Annotated in this window: 17 protein-coding genes and 2 tRNA genes; 6 read left to right on the forward strand and 13 right to left on the reverse strand. The window is 52.1% G+C overall.

The features are described 5' to 3' along the window. Positions 1–7: 7 nt before the first annotated feature. From VGM55_RS17645 to csgB, 8 genes are all read right to left on the reverse strand, one after another. A complete protein-coding gene (locus VGM55_RS17645) occupies positions 8–1,252 on the reverse strand; it encodes an iron chelate uptake ABC transporter family permease subunit (protein WP_414648290.1) in 1,245 nt (414 codons plus the stop codon). Then, on the reverse strand, positions 1,183–2,064 hold the full coding sequence (fhuD, locus tag VGM55_RS17650) for a Fe(3+)-hydroxamate ABC transporter substrate-binding protein FhuD (RefSeq protein WP_331636170.1): 882 nt from the start codon (positions 2,062–2,064) through the stop codon (positions 1,183–1,185). Before fhuD ends, VGM55_RS17645 begins: the two co-directional genes overlap by 70 nt. Before the next feature lie 75 nt (positions 2,065–2,139). Next, positions 2,140–2,763 carry a 4'-phosphopantetheinyl transferase superfamily protein gene (locus VGM55_RS17655; RefSeq protein WP_144244027.1) on the reverse strand — a complete coding sequence of 208 codons (624 nt, stop codon included), beginning with the start codon at positions 2,761–2,763 and terminating at the stop codon, positions 2,140–2,142. Next, positions 2,753–3,358, reverse strand: a complete 606-nt coding sequence (locus tag VGM55_RS17660; protein WP_331636172.1) for an outer membrane lipoprotein carrier protein LolA — start codon at positions 3,356–3,358, stop codon at positions 2,753–2,755. The genes VGM55_RS17655 and VGM55_RS17660 overlap by 11 nt, the downstream gene beginning before the upstream one ends. A 105-nt stretch (positions 3,359–3,463) precedes the next feature. Beyond that, the gene (locus VGM55_RS17665; RefSeq protein WP_038482776.1) at positions 3,464–3,772 is read right to left on the reverse strand and encodes a hypothetical protein; all 309 of its coding nucleotides are present in this window, start codon (positions 3,770–3,772) and stop codon (positions 3,464–3,466) included. Positions 3,773–3,892: 120 nt separating this feature from the next. Beyond that, a complete protein-coding gene (gene csgC / locus VGM55_RS17670; RefSeq protein WP_331636173.1) occupies positions 3,893–4,222 on the reverse strand; it encodes a curli assembly chaperone CsgC in 330 nt (109 codons plus the stop codon). Positions 4,223–4,279: 57 nt separating this feature from the next. Next, entirely contained in the window at positions 4,280–4,693 is a 414-nt protein-coding gene (gene csgA / locus VGM55_RS17675; RefSeq protein ID WP_331636174.1) for a curli major subunit CsgA, read from the reverse strand. Positions 4,694–4,738: 45 nt separating this feature from the next. Beyond that, positions 4,739–5,191, reverse strand: coding sequence for a curli minor subunit CsgB (gene csgB / locus VGM55_RS17680; protein WP_154187707.1), 453 nt, complete (start codon positions 5,189–5,191; stop codon positions 4,739–4,741). 777 nt (positions 5,192–5,968) lie between these two features. Between csgB and csgD the strand changes: the two genes are divergently transcribed. The 4 genes from csgD to csgG are packed head-to-tail and all read left to right on the forward strand — an operon-like array spanning position 5,969 to position 8,309. Next, complete coding sequence (gene csgD, locus VGM55_RS17685; protein WP_331636175.1) at positions 5,969–6,619, forward strand: biofilm master transcriptional regulator CsgD; 651 nt, start codon at positions 5,969–5,971, stop codon at positions 6,617–6,619. 5 nt (positions 6,620–6,624) lie between these two features. Continuing rightward, on the forward strand, positions 6,625–7,011 hold the full coding sequence (csgE, locus tag VGM55_RS17690) for a curli production assembly/transport protein CsgE (RefSeq protein WP_154187708.1): 387 nt from the start codon (positions 6,625–6,627) through the stop codon (positions 7,009–7,011). Between the two features lie 9 nt (positions 7,012–7,020). Beyond that, the gene (gene csgF / locus VGM55_RS17695) at positions 7,021–7,437 is read left to right on the forward strand and encodes a curli production assembly/transport protein CsgF (RefSeq protein ID WP_038473783.1); all 417 of its coding nucleotides are present in this window, start codon (positions 7,021–7,023) and stop codon (positions 7,435–7,437) included. Positions 7,438–7,475: 38 nt separating this feature from the next. Next, positions 7,476–8,309, forward strand: a complete 834-nt coding sequence (csgG, locus tag VGM55_RS17700) for a curli production assembly/transport protein CsgG (RefSeq protein ID WP_038473786.1) — start codon at positions 7,476–7,478, stop codon at positions 8,307–8,309. 43 nt (positions 8,310–8,352) lie between these two features. Here csgG and VGM55_RS17705 read toward each other — a convergent pair whose 3' ends face one another. The 4 genes from VGM55_RS17705 to ghrA form a co-directional block, all read right to left on the reverse strand. After that, entirely contained in the window at positions 8,353–8,841 is a 489-nt protein-coding gene (locus VGM55_RS17705; protein WP_154187709.1) for a DUF1097 domain-containing protein, read from the reverse strand. A 103-nt stretch (positions 8,842–8,944) separates the two neighbouring features. Further along, positions 8,945–9,499 (reverse strand): TorD/DmsD family molecular chaperone, encoded by a 555-nt coding sequence (locus VGM55_RS17710; protein ID WP_154187710.1) that lies wholly within the window; start codon positions 9,497–9,499, stop codon positions 8,945–8,947. A gap of 28 nt (positions 9,500–9,527) precedes the next feature. Then, positions 9,528–10,265 (reverse strand): phosphatase, encoded by a 738-nt coding sequence (locus VGM55_RS17715; protein ID WP_331636176.1) that lies wholly within the window; start codon positions 10,263–10,265, stop codon positions 9,528–9,530. A gap of 103 nt (positions 10,266–10,368) precedes the next feature. Then, the gene (gene ghrA, locus VGM55_RS17720; protein WP_154187712.1) at positions 10,369–11,310 is read right to left on the reverse strand and encodes a glyoxylate/hydroxypyruvate reductase GhrA; all 942 of its coding nucleotides are present in this window, start codon (positions 11,308–11,310) and stop codon (positions 10,369–10,371) included. Positions 11,311–11,513: 203 nt separating this feature from the next. On the opposite strand from ghrA, the gene VGM55_RS17725 reads away from it, so the two are divergent. Further along, a tRNA-Ser gene (locus VGM55_RS17725) sits at positions 11,514–11,601 on the forward strand. Between the two features lie 492 nt (positions 11,602–12,093). Then, positions 12,094–12,181, forward strand: a tRNA-Ser gene (locus tag VGM55_RS17730). Between the two features lie 262 nt (positions 12,182–12,443). Here VGM55_RS17730 and VGM55_RS17735 read toward each other — a convergent pair. After that, a complete protein-coding gene (locus VGM55_RS17735) occupies positions 12,444–14,234 on the reverse strand; it encodes a sigma 54-interacting transcriptional regulator (protein WP_154187713.1) in 1,791 nt (596 codons plus the stop codon). Positions 14,235–14,650: the final 416 nt, after the last annotated feature.

The following is a 14,650-nucleotide window of genomic DNA, read 5'->3' on the forward strand; positions in this document are numbered from 1 at the left end:
TTACCCGCTACGCCTTACGTAATAGCCAGATAAAGTAAGGGGCGCCACAGAGCGTTGCCAGCAGCCCGGCGGGGATCTGGAACGGGAAGATAATGCTGCGCCCCAGCCAGTCGGCCACCAGCATCAGCCCGGCACCGATGGCTATCGCCACGACGAGTTGAGGCACCGCGCGGCGGAAGCCGAGCATCCTTGCCATGTGGGGGGCCATCAGGCCGACAAAACTCAGTGGCCCAACGCATAACGTTGCAGCAGCCACTAACCCAGCAGCCAGCACGAGGATACTGATACGCGAGCGATTAAGGGCAACGCCAAGCGCCTGCGCGGCCTCGCCTCCCAACGGCAGAATAGTCAGCCAGCGGCGCACCAGTGGCGTAAAGCCTATCAATACCAGCGCCATGCCTCCGCTCACCAGTGCCTGTTGGCCGGTGACCTTCCAGGTTGAACCTGAAAGCCACGTCAGCACCGCCCCACTTCGCGGATCGCCACTCGCAAGATACAAGGTCAATAACGTGGCAAAGACGGTACTTAGCGCAACGCCGGTCAGCAGCAGCCGGCCCGGCGCCAGCCCTGTCCGGGCCAAAATGAGCATTGCCAGCAGCGTGAGCGTTGCACCTGTAAATCCGGCAGGAAGCTGCCACGCGCTTACGTCGCCGGGGACAAGGAAGGTCAATAACACGATGGCGCAGGCCGCTCCGGAACTCACGCCCAGCACTTCGGGGCTGGCCATAGGATTTCCGGTCATTTTCTGCACCAGCGTTCCCGCCGCCGCAAGAATAAGCGTTACGGGTGACATACGCTTACCCCACGCCGCCCCCAGTACAATAGTGCCGACAGCCATTGCGCCGGCGAGCGCAGCAAGTTGTTTACCCGCCTCACCTGCCCCCGCCAGAAAAAGCGTCGCAAGGGTCAGGCCCAGCTGCGCCCCGGCCGCAACGCCCAGGGTTGCCGGTTCGGCCAGAGGGTTACGCAGGATATGCTGAAACAGACAGCCGGCCAGCGCCAGCCCGGCACCGGTGAGCAGCGCCAGCGTTGTTCGCGGCAGCAGGCTGTAATGAAAAAGCATCTGCGAAACATCGGTGACCTGCGGCAAGGTTATCGCCTGCCACCAAAGGCCTGCGGGCAGCATTTGCTGAAAGTTGTAGCCGGTTAAAAACAGCGTAAAGGCACAGAGTAAAAGAAGGATTATGCGCACAGTGCCTCCGGCAAGAGCTGGCAGAAACGCAGCGCCGAGAAACTGCCGCCGTAAAACCATACCGCTGGCAGCAGGTGCAGCTGCCCGTCACGAACAAAGGGCATCACCTGCCATAGCGCAGATTTCGCCACCGTTTTCACCGGATCGTCATCGCCATGCATAAAACACAGCGCCGTAACGTTCTCCAGCCTGACCAGGGTTTCAATCCCCACCACGGCACTCCCCCAGGCATTGGTTTTCCCGTCCCAGGCATTGCGCATCCCCAGCCGCTCCAGCAAATCATTGAACAGGCTGCTGCGGCCAAAAATCATCACCCGGCGGCTATCGAGAAACGAGAACATCACCAGCGGCCTCGGGTCAGACGGGAGTTTTTCACGCGTGGAAGCAATGCCCTGGTGAAGCTGTGCCAGATGCTCGACAGCCTGTTGCTCGCGCCCCAGGAACTGCCCGAGCCTCATTAAATCTTTCTCCAGCAGCGCCAACGGGCGCCTGCTGGCGTCATTGAACGCCGTCGACCAGCAGGGAGCGATTGGCTTTAAGTCTGACTCGGCGGGGCCAAAACCTTTGGAGATTAGAAATAGCGAAGGGTTGAGGCGCTGCATTAATTCGCGGTTAGGCTCGTTTCTCAGCCCAACGTCAACGACGGTATCAGGCAGCTTTGGCTCCCCAACCCAGCGGTGATAATTGCGTTTATCGGCGATAGCCAGCGGCATGATGCCGAGGGCCAGCAGCATTTCGACCGGCCGCCACTCCAGGGCAATAATACGGCTCAGGTCAACACGCTGCGCCTGAGCGCGGCCCGGAAAAATTGTGGCCAGAGGCAGCAAGGCGGAAAGCGCCAGCAAACGCCGACGGCTGAGAGAAACGCCCATATAAATAGCAATAGTTATCGTTCTAATTAAGTTTTACGTATTATGCCGCCGCCCGCCGACAACGCAATCAAAAACTCAGCCGATAGCCACCGCTCGTTCTACGGAAAAATCAGCTGCAAACGCCTCAGACCCACAGCAGGCAATCAGCCATTCGCCGCAGGTAATATGCTGCAAATGCAGGTTCGGCGGGCAAAGCGTTTCCAGCGGGAGCGACAGCTCCGGTATTTGCCAGACCGTCCCGCCCCGCTGCTTCACGACCGCTTCGTGGGCCGTCCACAAACGCCAGAATGCCGTCAGCTGCTGCGCTTCAGGCAGCCCTTCCAGCCAGTCATTAAGCGCCGGGGAAAAACTGTGCTTCGCCACCGCCTGCCAGCGCTTACGCGGGCGCAGCAGCTCCATGTCGCAGCCAACGGGCTTGTTGCCCGTCAGTACCGCAACGGCGTCGGCGCTGTTAGAAATATTGAATTCAGGCAGATACGGGTGCCAGGGTTTACCGTGAGAACCGTTTTGCAGCGGCGGCAAAGCGCCGTTATCCAGCAGCTGCGCTAAAAGCACTCGCCCGGCAAGCCATGCAGAGCGGCGCGCGCCCTGTGGCGCCATAGCGATCAGCGCCTCCGACAGCCAGCGCTCCACGGATTGCGGATCGCAAAGGTGCCCTACTCTCCCCACGGCAAGCCGGTAATGTGCATCAGAAGACAAAGCGTTTACGCTCTTCCTGGGTAAGTTTGTGGGGCTCTGGCTGATAATGGCTGAAGGTTATCTCCGTCGAGTCCTCCTCAACGTCGTGAAGCTCAACACGATCGAGAGACTTCTCGCCATAAAGCGTTATGGAGCGGAACAGTCCGCTAAGCGTTTCATCAGAGGGAATCAACACCAGCCGCCATTTCCCCTGTCCGAGATCGGAAAATTCACTGATGAAGTCTTTCTCCAGCGTTTTACGGTCGATATAAAACAGCGTGCGCAACAGTTGGTTGAACTGGAACATTTGCGGGTTACTCTGAGCAGTAATGGCCTGAGGAGGCTGGTTACCCATCACCTGCACCATGCGGTTATCGCCCACGATCAGCCGCATCGGGAAAGGCTGACGCTGCTGCCACCACAGCCCTTTGTTCTTCGCTACCACGACTCGCCCGCTGGAATGCAGCGGCTGGACCATGCCTTTTATCTGGCGCTCCTGCTCAAACTGAGCCCGCATAACGGGCGCAGCGGCAAACCGCTTTTGGATTTCATCCAGCGTCACCGCGCCGGTCGCCTGAGCCACCAGCAGAAGAGAGAGAAGCAAACTTTTTTTCACAGCACTAGCCCTATACCCTGAATCTAAATCGACGTCGGCTAGTTTACTCTGCAACGTGGTCTGAAACCAAAAGGAGAAGGCCCGTCGGCAAAACGGGCCAGGAGATTATTGATAAGTCACGTGCAAAACGGCGGTTTTGTGCTGTGAGTCGAGATACTGCACGCGGGTTTGCATCGTGCTGTCGTTATGCACGGTTACGCCATCAAGGGAACTAAGGGCCACGGTTTGGGTGACAGGTTTGCCTTTTTCGGTACAGGTCATTGCAACACTGGAACTTGCAGGCGCCCACTGACAGCCGCCTTCTACTATTTCACCCCGAAAATGGATAATGCCAGAGGAAGCGGCCTGGGATAACGGCGTAACCGCCACGCTCAGCGCCAGACAAAGCAAATACTTCGTATAAATTGCTTTCACGTTCATTACTCCTCGATTGCTGTCGTCCCTGAAGGTTATCGGCAGATAATCAAAGATAATTAAACAGTGATCGATGTTTTTTATTCTTGCAATACCTCCGTCACATATATTTATTCGTCGTCAAGGTTTGCCCGGCTCTCGCCACTGCTGTTCAAGGTGAAATGCTTTCCCGTCGCTCAACGTGACGGTCACCGTAACGCTGTCGCCGGGATCGATATTCAGGCTAAGCTGCGACAGAGCAACCTCTTGATGCGCTTTAATGAACAACTCACTGCTTTGTTGGCTGGTGCTTTGTCCGGCGGTGCCGCTTTTGGTGGCGGCGAGCGTCATAGTACATTGGCAATCGGCGGCGAGTGTGGCGACGGGAGTTATGGTGTAAATATTGTCCTGTTGCCGGGTATTAAACGTCAGCTGGCTTGAGAGCGCAGCAAGCAACACCAGGGTATGCATACGACCTCCAAAGAAAAACAGGGCCTGTGGCCCTGTTTACGCTATTGCCAGGCAGGCTTAATACTGAGAAGCCGTTGCGTGGTTTCCGTTACCGTATTGGGTAACAGCAACCAGTGAGCTTGATGCCGTCTGGTTAACCACCGCCCCGTTGTTGGTCCCGAACTGCTGAACGTCAATCTGCGCGTTTTTACCGTTCCACTGGCTGATAGTGGCGTTATTACCATAGCCGTCCTGCAGCAATTTAATATCGCTGCTGTCGGAACCCTGGCCAACTTTTGCCCCGTTTACGGTGCCCAGCTGTTTAATATCCGTCTTCGAATAGAAAGCATTCGACTGCAGTGCTGTGGCGTTATTGCCGTTACCTTGCTGATATATTTTCAAGGTTGAGTGCTGAGCCTGCTGCGGGTAAGTAGCCATTGCACCTGCGGAAACAACCAATGCTGCTAATGCTGCAACTTTGAAAAGATTCATACTAAAACCCCCATCGGATTGATAGTTTCAGCCCAAATGTTTTGCTTATCGCTGAATAACACGAATCGCCATTTGTGACTGGTTTTGCACAACAACTGCTGACTTCTGGGTACCGTATTGGGTAATGTTTGCTTTGTTACCAGCACCTCGCTGGATAATAAGAGCGGCATTACCAAATGAATCCTGCTTTATACTCGCATCGTTGGCGACGCCCTCTTGCGAGATATAAGCAAGGTTATAACTACCTGATTGATCGATGTTTGCCCGGTTACCCGAGCCGCTCTGTGCTATCTCAGATAATTGCCGCTGACCTCGCTGAGTCACCGCCGCATTATTATTACTGCCGTACTGGCCAACAATCGCCGTTTGATTAAATTGAGGATTACTCAATTCATTTACGGCGAAATTGTATTCGGAGACGGCAAGATCGTTCCTCTGGGCCAGGCCGTACTGAGACAGCCCCATAAACAATATCATTAACAGCCAATATTTTTTCATTCTGTCACCTTGAACCTAATAACGCCGGAACATTATGACGCGTAATGCAGTAATTATTTATAACGAACCAATGGTAATTTGTTATTGCTCCGTTACGGAAATGAGTATGTTACGGCAGGCATCTTAAATATCTCATGCACGAGTGGTATTTTGCATTATCCAATTCACACCAAAGTATTAATACGGAATCAAATACACTAATCCCTTCATTGCAACTACCTGATCCAGGGATCGGATAATCATTAGCACACTTATTTAAAGTCGCCTTTACGGTCACTGACTTAGCACAACTTAGGCGATGCTTAGTCAGTTTATGAAAAACATTCGTCACCAGGCATGGTTTTCTTAAGCGAAGCGGGTGAATACTGGAAACGCTGTTTTTAAAAATATGAGAGGCGTTAACAAAATCAAATCACTAAGAATAAAAACATTAAAATTCAGCAAAGTAGAATGAAAAAAGAAAAAATAATGACTATACAACCAATTCTAAAAGTACAACTTTAGGCTTAAATCCAAATAGATAAAAAATCACATGGAAACATTTTAATATCCACAGAAACATTTAGTTACATAGTTAACACTTGCTTTAAAATGTCTAATCGCTAAATTGAAAACAGATAGTAAGACTTTAGTTAAAAATCCCTTTGCGACCGAAAACCATTATTTCGGCGATTAAAAATATTTAACATACAGCACTGTCGCGAATCTCGATATCTCAGGGAGAATTAATTTCCATTAATTCAAACGGTAGCGACAAAAACCAGGTGGAGTTTCATCATGTATAATGAAGTCCATGCCCTACAGGGCCCTACGTTATTGTTAATTACGAAACCCTCTCTCCAGGCTTCAGCTTTATTACAACATCTACGCGCCTCGTTAGAAATAAATGGGCGGGTTCACAATATTCAACGTCCACTGGATGACTTTTCCAGTAATGTTCTGATTTTATTTGATATGGCGGAAACGGATAAGAAGATCATCCTGTTCTGGCAGGAAAAATTAAGCCGTAAAAACAGCCAGATAAAATTACTGCTGCTCAACACGCCGGAAGAGTATCCTTTCAGAGAGATCGAGAACTGGCCGCATATCAACGGCGTATTTTATTTTGCGACCGAAGAGCCCAAAGTCGTTGAGGGGCTGCGTGGGGTCCTGGAAGGAGAATGCTACTTCTCGCAGAAGCTGGCCAGCTATCTCATCAGCCATTCCGGAAATTATCGTTTTAATAGCACCGAATCCTCACGCTTAACGCAGCGCGAAAAGGAAATTCTGAACAAGCTGCGCGTGGGCTCCTCCAACGTTGAAATCGCCCGCTCGCTGTTTATCAGTGAGAACACGGTCAAAACGCACCTGTATAACCTGTTCAGAAAAATAGCCGTCAAAAACCGCACCCAGGCGGTTTCCTGGGCAAACGATAACCTTCGGCGATAAACACCATGAAACGCTCAGCCATTTTTGTCCTGGCGGCCTGCTGGTGCGCGATGAACAGCGTTCATGCTGAAGAAGTCGAGATCCCCGGGCTGTTGACGGACCATACCGTCACTTCGGTGGGCCACAGTTTCTACCGCGCCTTCAGCGATAAATGGGAAAGCAGCTATACCGGCAATTTAACCATCAACGAGCGCCCCAGCGCCCGCTGGGGGAGTTGGATAACCATTACCGCCGGCCAGGACGTTGTTTATCAGGCTTTTCTTTACCCCACAAAACGCGACTTCGACAAAAACGTTGAGGTGGCACTGGTCCATACCGATGAGGCGCTTAAACGCAGGCTGATTGATAAGCAATTATTGAGCACCAGCGATTTAACTCATGACGAATTCTAGGAGACGATGATGCGTATCTCTCATGCCGTTCTGCCCTTGCTGCTCTTTACGCCGCTGGCCTGGGGCGGAAATATGGTTTTCCAGTTTGTTAACCCTAACTTCGGCGGTAACCCCAATAACGGTGCCTATTTGTTAAATTCGGCCCAGGCACAAAACTCTTACAAAGATCCCAGCTACAGCAGCGATCTTGGGATTCAAATGCCCAGCGCGCTGGATAATTTCACCCAGGCGCTGCAGTCACAGGTGCTGGGCGGCCTGTTAACCAATATCAATACCGGGAAGCCGGGGCGCATGGTCACCAATGATTTCATCGTCGATATCGCCAATACCGACGGTCAACTTCAGCTCAACGTGACCGACCGTAAAACCGGCAAAACCTCGACGATTCAGGTCTCCGGCCTGCAGGCGAATTCCACGAATTTTTAGTGGCTTAAAATCATAAAACCTCTTCAAGGATAAACATTATGCAGCGCTTACTTCTGATTGTAGCGGTGTGTTTATTAAGTGGTTGTTTGACGGCTCCGCCAAAAGAGGCCGCTAAACCGACGTTGCTGCCTCGAGCACAAAGCTATCTCGACCTGACGCATCTGCCAGAGGCAAAAGGAAAGCTTTATGTGTCGGTATATAACATTCAGGATGAAACGGGCCAGTTTAAGCCCTATCCGGCCAGTAACTTTTCTACCGCCGTGCCGCAAAGCGCAACGTCTATGCTGGTCACCGCGCTGAAGGATTCCCGCTGGTTCATTCCGCTTGAACGTCAGGGGCTGCAAAACCTGCTTAACGAACGCAAAATTATCCGCGCCGCGCAGGAAAACGGTACCGTGGCGGATAATAATCGAGCCCCGCTGCACTCGCTGATGGCGGCAAATGTGATGATTGAAGGGTCGATTATTGGCTATGAAAGCAACGTGAAGTCGGGCGGTGCAGGCGCACGTTACTTTGGCATTGGCGCGGACACACAGTATCAGCTTGACCAGATAGCCGTTAACCTGAGGGTCGTCGACGTCAGCACCGGGGAAGTCATGTCGTCGGTCAACACCAGCAAAACGATTCTCTCGTACGAAGTGCAGGCTGGGGTCTTCCGGTTTATTGATTACCAGCGCCTGCTGGAAGGTGAAATAGGCTATACCAGCAACGAGCCGGTGATGCTGTGCCTGATGTCCGCCATTGAAACCGGCGTTATCTATCTGATTAACGATGGCATCGACCGTGGGCTGTGGGATTTGCAAAACCCTGCCGATATTAACAACCCGGTGCTGGTGAAGTATAAAGAGCTCTCTACGCCGCCGGCCTCCTGATGACCGTTTCTCGCGAATAAAAAAACCAGCTTTCGCTGGTTTTTTATTCGCTAAGCAATGAGCCTGCTTTCGGTTTGGGCTTCTCTCGTCTTGCCGCCAGCCACAGCCCGCTGTTTTTCATTGCGAAGCCGAAGACCAGGCCCAGCAGCAGCGAAGGCACCACGTTATGCCACTCCCCCTGATTCGCAAAGGTTGCGCAGGCGCCGATAAAAGTGCCGGGGACAAACGACAGTAAAATATGGCGAGCCTGAATACACATCAGGAATGCCACCACGCCGGTCATGATATAGCCGAGGATTTCAGCATGCGGCGCCAGCGCGCTGCCGTGAATAATCACCAGCGCCCAAAGCACGCCGCTGCACAGGGTACACAGAGAAATAAAAAGCCCCTTCATACCGCCCTGCGGACAGGCAAAATAGGCGGTACAGCCGAGGAAACCGGCCCAGCCCAACAGACCGAGACTCACCGCAACCCAGCCCCAAAGGCCAGAGAGAATACCGGTGGTGATTGCAAGTGGAATAAGTGTCTTCATGGCGCCGTATCATAGCAGAGGCTTAGCCTCTCACTACGATCTGGCGCACATTTTTTGCAAATCAAAAATCAGCGTTGCAGTTTAATTGCGACTCAAGTCACAATTATTCCTCCTCTGATTCCTGCAGCTCATCGCGCATGGCCTGCAGCGCTTCACGGCTGATCGCCGCCAGCGTGCGGTAGAAAGGCGTGGTGGCATGGGCTTCAACTTTGCCGAGGAACGTCCCGCACCACGGCATCAGGTACTCATCAAACAGCGTTACCTGCGCTTCAAACTCATCCTCCTGGGACTGGTCCTCAAGCCAGGAAGCCGCCAGCAGCAGCGTCCCGAAATGGTCGGCAGATGACTCCCCAAGCGGCATTCCACGCTGTTTCAGGAACTGACGCACTTCCCCTTCATCACTTCCCTCTTCCCATGCTGAGCGAAAAGGCGGCACGCTGCACTTTTCACCCACGAACAGCGCGTTGAAATCCGCCGCCAGCAGCTGCGGGTCACAGTTGTTCTGCAAACGCCCCAGCAGCTCATCCTGCTCCAGTGGCCAGCTTGCCGCCAGCTTCCCTTCACGGATCAGCGTAAACAAAGGCACCAGCAGAGGATCCTGCGGCTGGCGATAAAATAGCGATCCGAGTACGCGGCAAATAATTGAAAACTCATTCATGACTGGCTCTATCCGTTACAGGTGTTAATTACAGTGTGGCAAATTCAGCAATCGGCGCCATCCCGCGAGCTTCAAGGAAGCCCAGCAGGCGCTGCGGAGAAACGTTAAGTATCCGATCTTCCGGGAAATTGATTTCATCGAGAATTTTACGGCATTCGCTAAAATCGCCCAGGGTAAAAGCGGTATGGGAGTCGGACCCTAAGGCCAGCCAGCCGCCTGCATCCCGCACGGCTTCGGCAATGGCGCGGCAGTTCGGGCCGCTGCCGATGCGAGAGTGGGTAAACGATGAGTTGTTCAGCTCAAGCGCAACGTTATATTTCGCCGCTGCCGCCGCAACGGCCGGGATATCAATTTCGAATTTAGGGTTACCCGGATGGCTGATGATATGTACGTCACCGTTGGCCATTGTCGCGATCATCGCTTCGGTATGAGTCGCTTTGTCTTTTGGCGGGAAAACCGGCTCGTGGAAGCCAGCGATAATCAAATCCAGCGCGTCGAGCATCGGGCCGGTGCAGTCAATTTCGCCTGCGGTGTTTTTAATATTCGACTCGATCCCACGCAAAATCCCGACGCCGTCAACCAGCCTTGGCCAGATGCGCATATTCACAAAATGCCAGTAATGTGGCGCATCCGCCATGTCCGGGCCGTGGTCGGTGATGGCAAACAGCCTGATACCTTTTGCTTTAGCTACGGCAATGTAATCATGGAGGGTACTGTAGGCGTGGGTGCTGGCAACGGTGTGCATATGCAGGTCAACGGGATACATGGCTTTCTCCTTTTCTATTTTGGCTAAGGATACCAGCAATCCGTGACAATTTTTAGCCTGCCTGCGAGAAGGTTATTCGCCCGGCAAAAGCCGGGCTTGCGGCTCAATAGCCGTGCTGAAGAGAAACTTCACCGGAGACAGATTCACCGTTTTCCAGTTGGGTAATGGTTTTTGCAATATAGGCAATGGCCTCGTCAGGACGAGTGACCGCAGCCACGTGCGGCGTAATCGCCACGCGAGGATGTGCCCAAAGCGGGCTATTTTCCGGCAGCGGCTCTTTAGAGAAGACGTCGAGCATCGCGCCTTTAAGCTGCCCCGAATCTAACGCCGCCAGCAGATCGGCTTCAACCAGGTGCACCCCGCGCGCAAGATTTATCACGTAGGCTTCTTTAGTCAGCTGGCCCAGCAGCTCACGGTTGATGATGCCCACGGTTTGCGGGGTGTTTGGCAGCAGGTTAATCAATACGCGTGTGCCGCTCAGGAAGGCAGGCAGTGCTTCGCCGCCGGCAAAACTCTCTACCCCAGGGAAATCTTTTTTGCTGCGGCTCCAGCAGCGAACCGGGAACCCCCAGGCCACAAGGCTTTCCGCCACTTTACCACCAAGCACGCCCGCGCCGAGAATGCCAACAGTGAAATCCTCACGGCGATAATCTTCCAGCGGCTGCCATTGCCTCTGCTGTTTTTGTATCTGGTAGTCGTCAAAACGGCGGAACCAGTGCAGTACCTGGCTGACCGCGTACTCCTGCATCTGTAGCCCCATACCCGTATCTTCCAGGCGGAACAGCGGCACGCCGTCAGGCAGCATATCCGGGTGAGTCTGAAGTTTACTGAGTATAGCGTCAACGCCTGCGCCAAGGGCAAATACACCCTTGAGCCCTTTACGGCCGCTAAGCATTTCCACTGGCGGATGCCAAACCAACGCATAGTCTGCGGGCTGCTGGTCCCCCTGCTTCCACTGGCGTACTCGCGCTCCAGGCAGGGCCTGCTGAAGGCGATTCAGCCAATACTCTGTGTCAAAAGTGGGGTGATGAAAAATAATGTCCATACTGCCTCCTTTTTTTCTTAGGCTTACCCGAATCGAGGTGCCTTGCAAGCACTAATGCAATAAAAAGCAGCATCTTGTGATGCTTTAAGAGTCAAGTTGGATGAAGTTTGGCTAAACGCACCAAAAACATGAAATTAGCATTGACGGCCAAGGCCATTTTCCCTAAATTAGCGCCCGTTCCAGCAGCGCTGGAGCGACAATATGGTGAGGTGTCCGAGTGGCTGAAGGAGCACGCCTGGAAAGTGTGTATACGGCAACGTATCGAGGGTTCGAATCCCTCCCTCACCGCCATATTTAAAGAAGAGCTCGCATGCAAATGCGGGCTTTTTTTTCGCATGTTGCACCCTGAGGGAGCGGATGAGAACCCTCGACCGGGGTTCGACAACCTGCTTTAGCAGGTTGGACAGCGGTATCACTTGTGATAACGCTGCCCCGAAGGGGTGAGCTTGCGAATCACAAAACGGCAGGACAGCCGTTTTGCATTGCCTGCGGCAACCCGTAAGGCGAGCGCCACGGACGGCGCGAGTGATATCCCTCCCTCACCGCCATATTTAAAGAAGAGCTCGCATGCAAATGCGGGCTTCATTCATAGACCGTATACAGCCCCCTGCCCTTGGCCAGGAAATGGAGAGGGTGTAAACCACCCAATTTGCCTTAAAATCGGCCTAACCGCTCAGACCTTAACCGAACGCGGCATAATCCATAAATTAGGCTTGACCGAAGAGAGATGACTCCCTATAGTAGCGCCCCGTTGCCCACCTAAGGTGAGCAGCAAAACAATATGGTGAGGTGTCCGAGTGGCTGAAGGAGCACGCCTGGAAAGTGTGTATACGGCAACGTATCGAGGGTTCGAACCCCTCTCTCACCGCCACATTTAAAGAAGAGCTCGCATGCAAATGCGGGCTTTTTTTTCGCATATTGCTTACGGCAGAGAGTGGGTGAGAAGCCTCGACCGGGTTCGACCAAACGGCAGGACAGCCGTTTTGTACCGCCTCCGGCGACCCGCAGGGCGAGCGCCATGGACGGCGCGAGTAAATCCCTCCCTCACCGCCATATTTGATGAGAGAGCCTGAATTCACATTCAGGCTTTTTTATTGCCCGGGCCCTGTTAAAAACGCTCGTAGCGTACGAAATCATTGCTCACCAGCAAGCGAATACTTCTTGAGTTTGCGATATAGGGTGGCAATCCCAATCCCCAGCTCCTCCGCCGCCTGCTTTTTATTGCCATACTTCGCCAACGCATCTCGGATCATCTGCCTCTCCATCCCTTCCAGGGCTGTGACATTAGCTTCCTGCAAATCAACGTTAACATCAGACTTGCTCTGAGGTGGCTCATATTCGGGCACCTTATTGCTATTAACAAGATTAGGCGGTAATAACGGCAGATCGATAATCTCACCGGAAGGCACGACATTAACCAGGTATTCCATCATATTGCTTAACTCGCGTATATTCCCGGGCCACCGGTAGTGCCTGAGAAAGCTAATGACTTCAGGCGTCACGCCAGGATAGACAAGATTGAGGCGGTGAGTATGCAAGTGCAGGAAATAGTGAATGAGCAACTCGATATCATCCCGGCGCTCGCGGAGAGGCGGGAGACAAAGCGGGATCACGTTGAGCCGATAGTAGAGATCTTCACGAAATTTTCCTGCAGCAATAAACTGTTCAAGGTTCTGATTTGTAGCAGAGATAATCCTGAAATCTACCGGTACTGGATGGCTGGCGCCAACAGGTTGTACCTCACGAGCCTCAATTGCCCGCAGCAGCTTGGCCTGCAGGGTTAAAGGCATATCACCAATCTCATCAAGAAACAGGGTGCCGAGGTTCGCCGCCTGAATCAAGCCGGTCTTGCCGTTCGCCGAAGCGCCGGTAAAAGCCCCCTTCACATAACCAAAAAGCTCGCTTTCCAGCAGCGCTTCCGGAATAGCCGCGCAGTTGATAGCAATAAAAGGTTTGGTACGCCGATCGCTAATCTTATGAATTGCCCGGGCAGCCACCTCTTTACCTGTACCACTCTCGCCTACAATCATTACGCTTGAAGGGCCAGGAGCGATGCGGGCCATCAACTTTTTAAGCTGGCGCATTGGCAGGCTTTCTCCAACCATCTCTTCAATCAACGGCCCTTGCCCTTCCTGAAGAGCGGGTAAATCCGTGGAAGAGTGCGATTGATGAAAAGCCATTAAAAATAACCACTGATCCTGAACCGCATGAAGCTGACCAATAATAAGCGCTTTCTGGTCATCAAAGGAGATAATGTGCTGCATATGACCACGCTTAAAATTATCCTTAAACGTTAACGATCGAAAACCGATCGTTTTACCAATCATATTCCCCTGCGTGGCGCCAATAATTTTCAATGCTGTCTGATTAGCAAACTTAACCTTTTGGTCATTTCCCACCACCAGAACACCCTGATCCATATTTTCGATTATTGTTAAAAAAACCTTATGGATATTATCGCTCCCTGCCTGTTCCTGTAAAAAACGGGAAACAAATAGCGAAGAAACATGACGAACATAATCGGAAAAGGCTTGAACATTTTCGCTAACTCTCGCCTGTTGCTCGCAAGTTAGTGCAACCAGGCTAATCACGCCAACGCACTGTTCTTGATAGATAACCGGCGTGCCAATAAAGGCTTTCTCTTGACAACTTTCTTTACTGGTACAGTCCTTACATAAGGGATCGAAGCGGGAGTGCATAACCACCCGCTCCTTCTTACTTTCCAGAACATAGCTTAATAGCTGGGAGTTTGTTTCTAATTTTTGCCCCAACAGTTGATTGAAATCCCCGGTACCCGCCACCCTACGCAAGCAGTTGTCAACGATCTCAACATCTAACTGCAGCACGCTGGAAAGCATTCGGGCAAACTTTTGAATGGTAGGCTGGATCTGCATTAAAACGGATGGGGTTATAGAGGAAACCATAATCGACCTTTAGCATTGAAGTATTTCATCCTTAATTCAGGCAAGGATATCATTCTCCGCTGGCTAAAAATTGACCCAGTTGGTTTTCTTGTTTGTCACCGATCCCAAAAATCAAAGAATCCTGCACAATTTATATCAAATTGATAATTTTGCAGAAAAATTTATCAATTGGCGAACTCCGCTTGTATCAAAAAGTGCTATTCCAATTTCTCTGCGATGACCATCCAGATACAGAGAAATCCTTAGGTAAGTTTTTTCTGAACAATAAACCTTATAAGGCATTATTTCGTGACGAAGGTCTCATAATTACCGCCATTTAGCCCTGGAGCTAATTCATCATGGGGAGCTGGCACACTTATTGTTAGTGATATTCCAGCGCTGGCAGTCGCTATTTCTCTATCCCCTTACGTTCGACC

Source organism: Cedecea sp. (assembly GCF_036500665.1).
Taxonomy (GTDB): Bacteria; Pseudomonadota; Gammaproteobacteria; order Enterobacterales; family Enterobacteriaceae; genus Cedecea.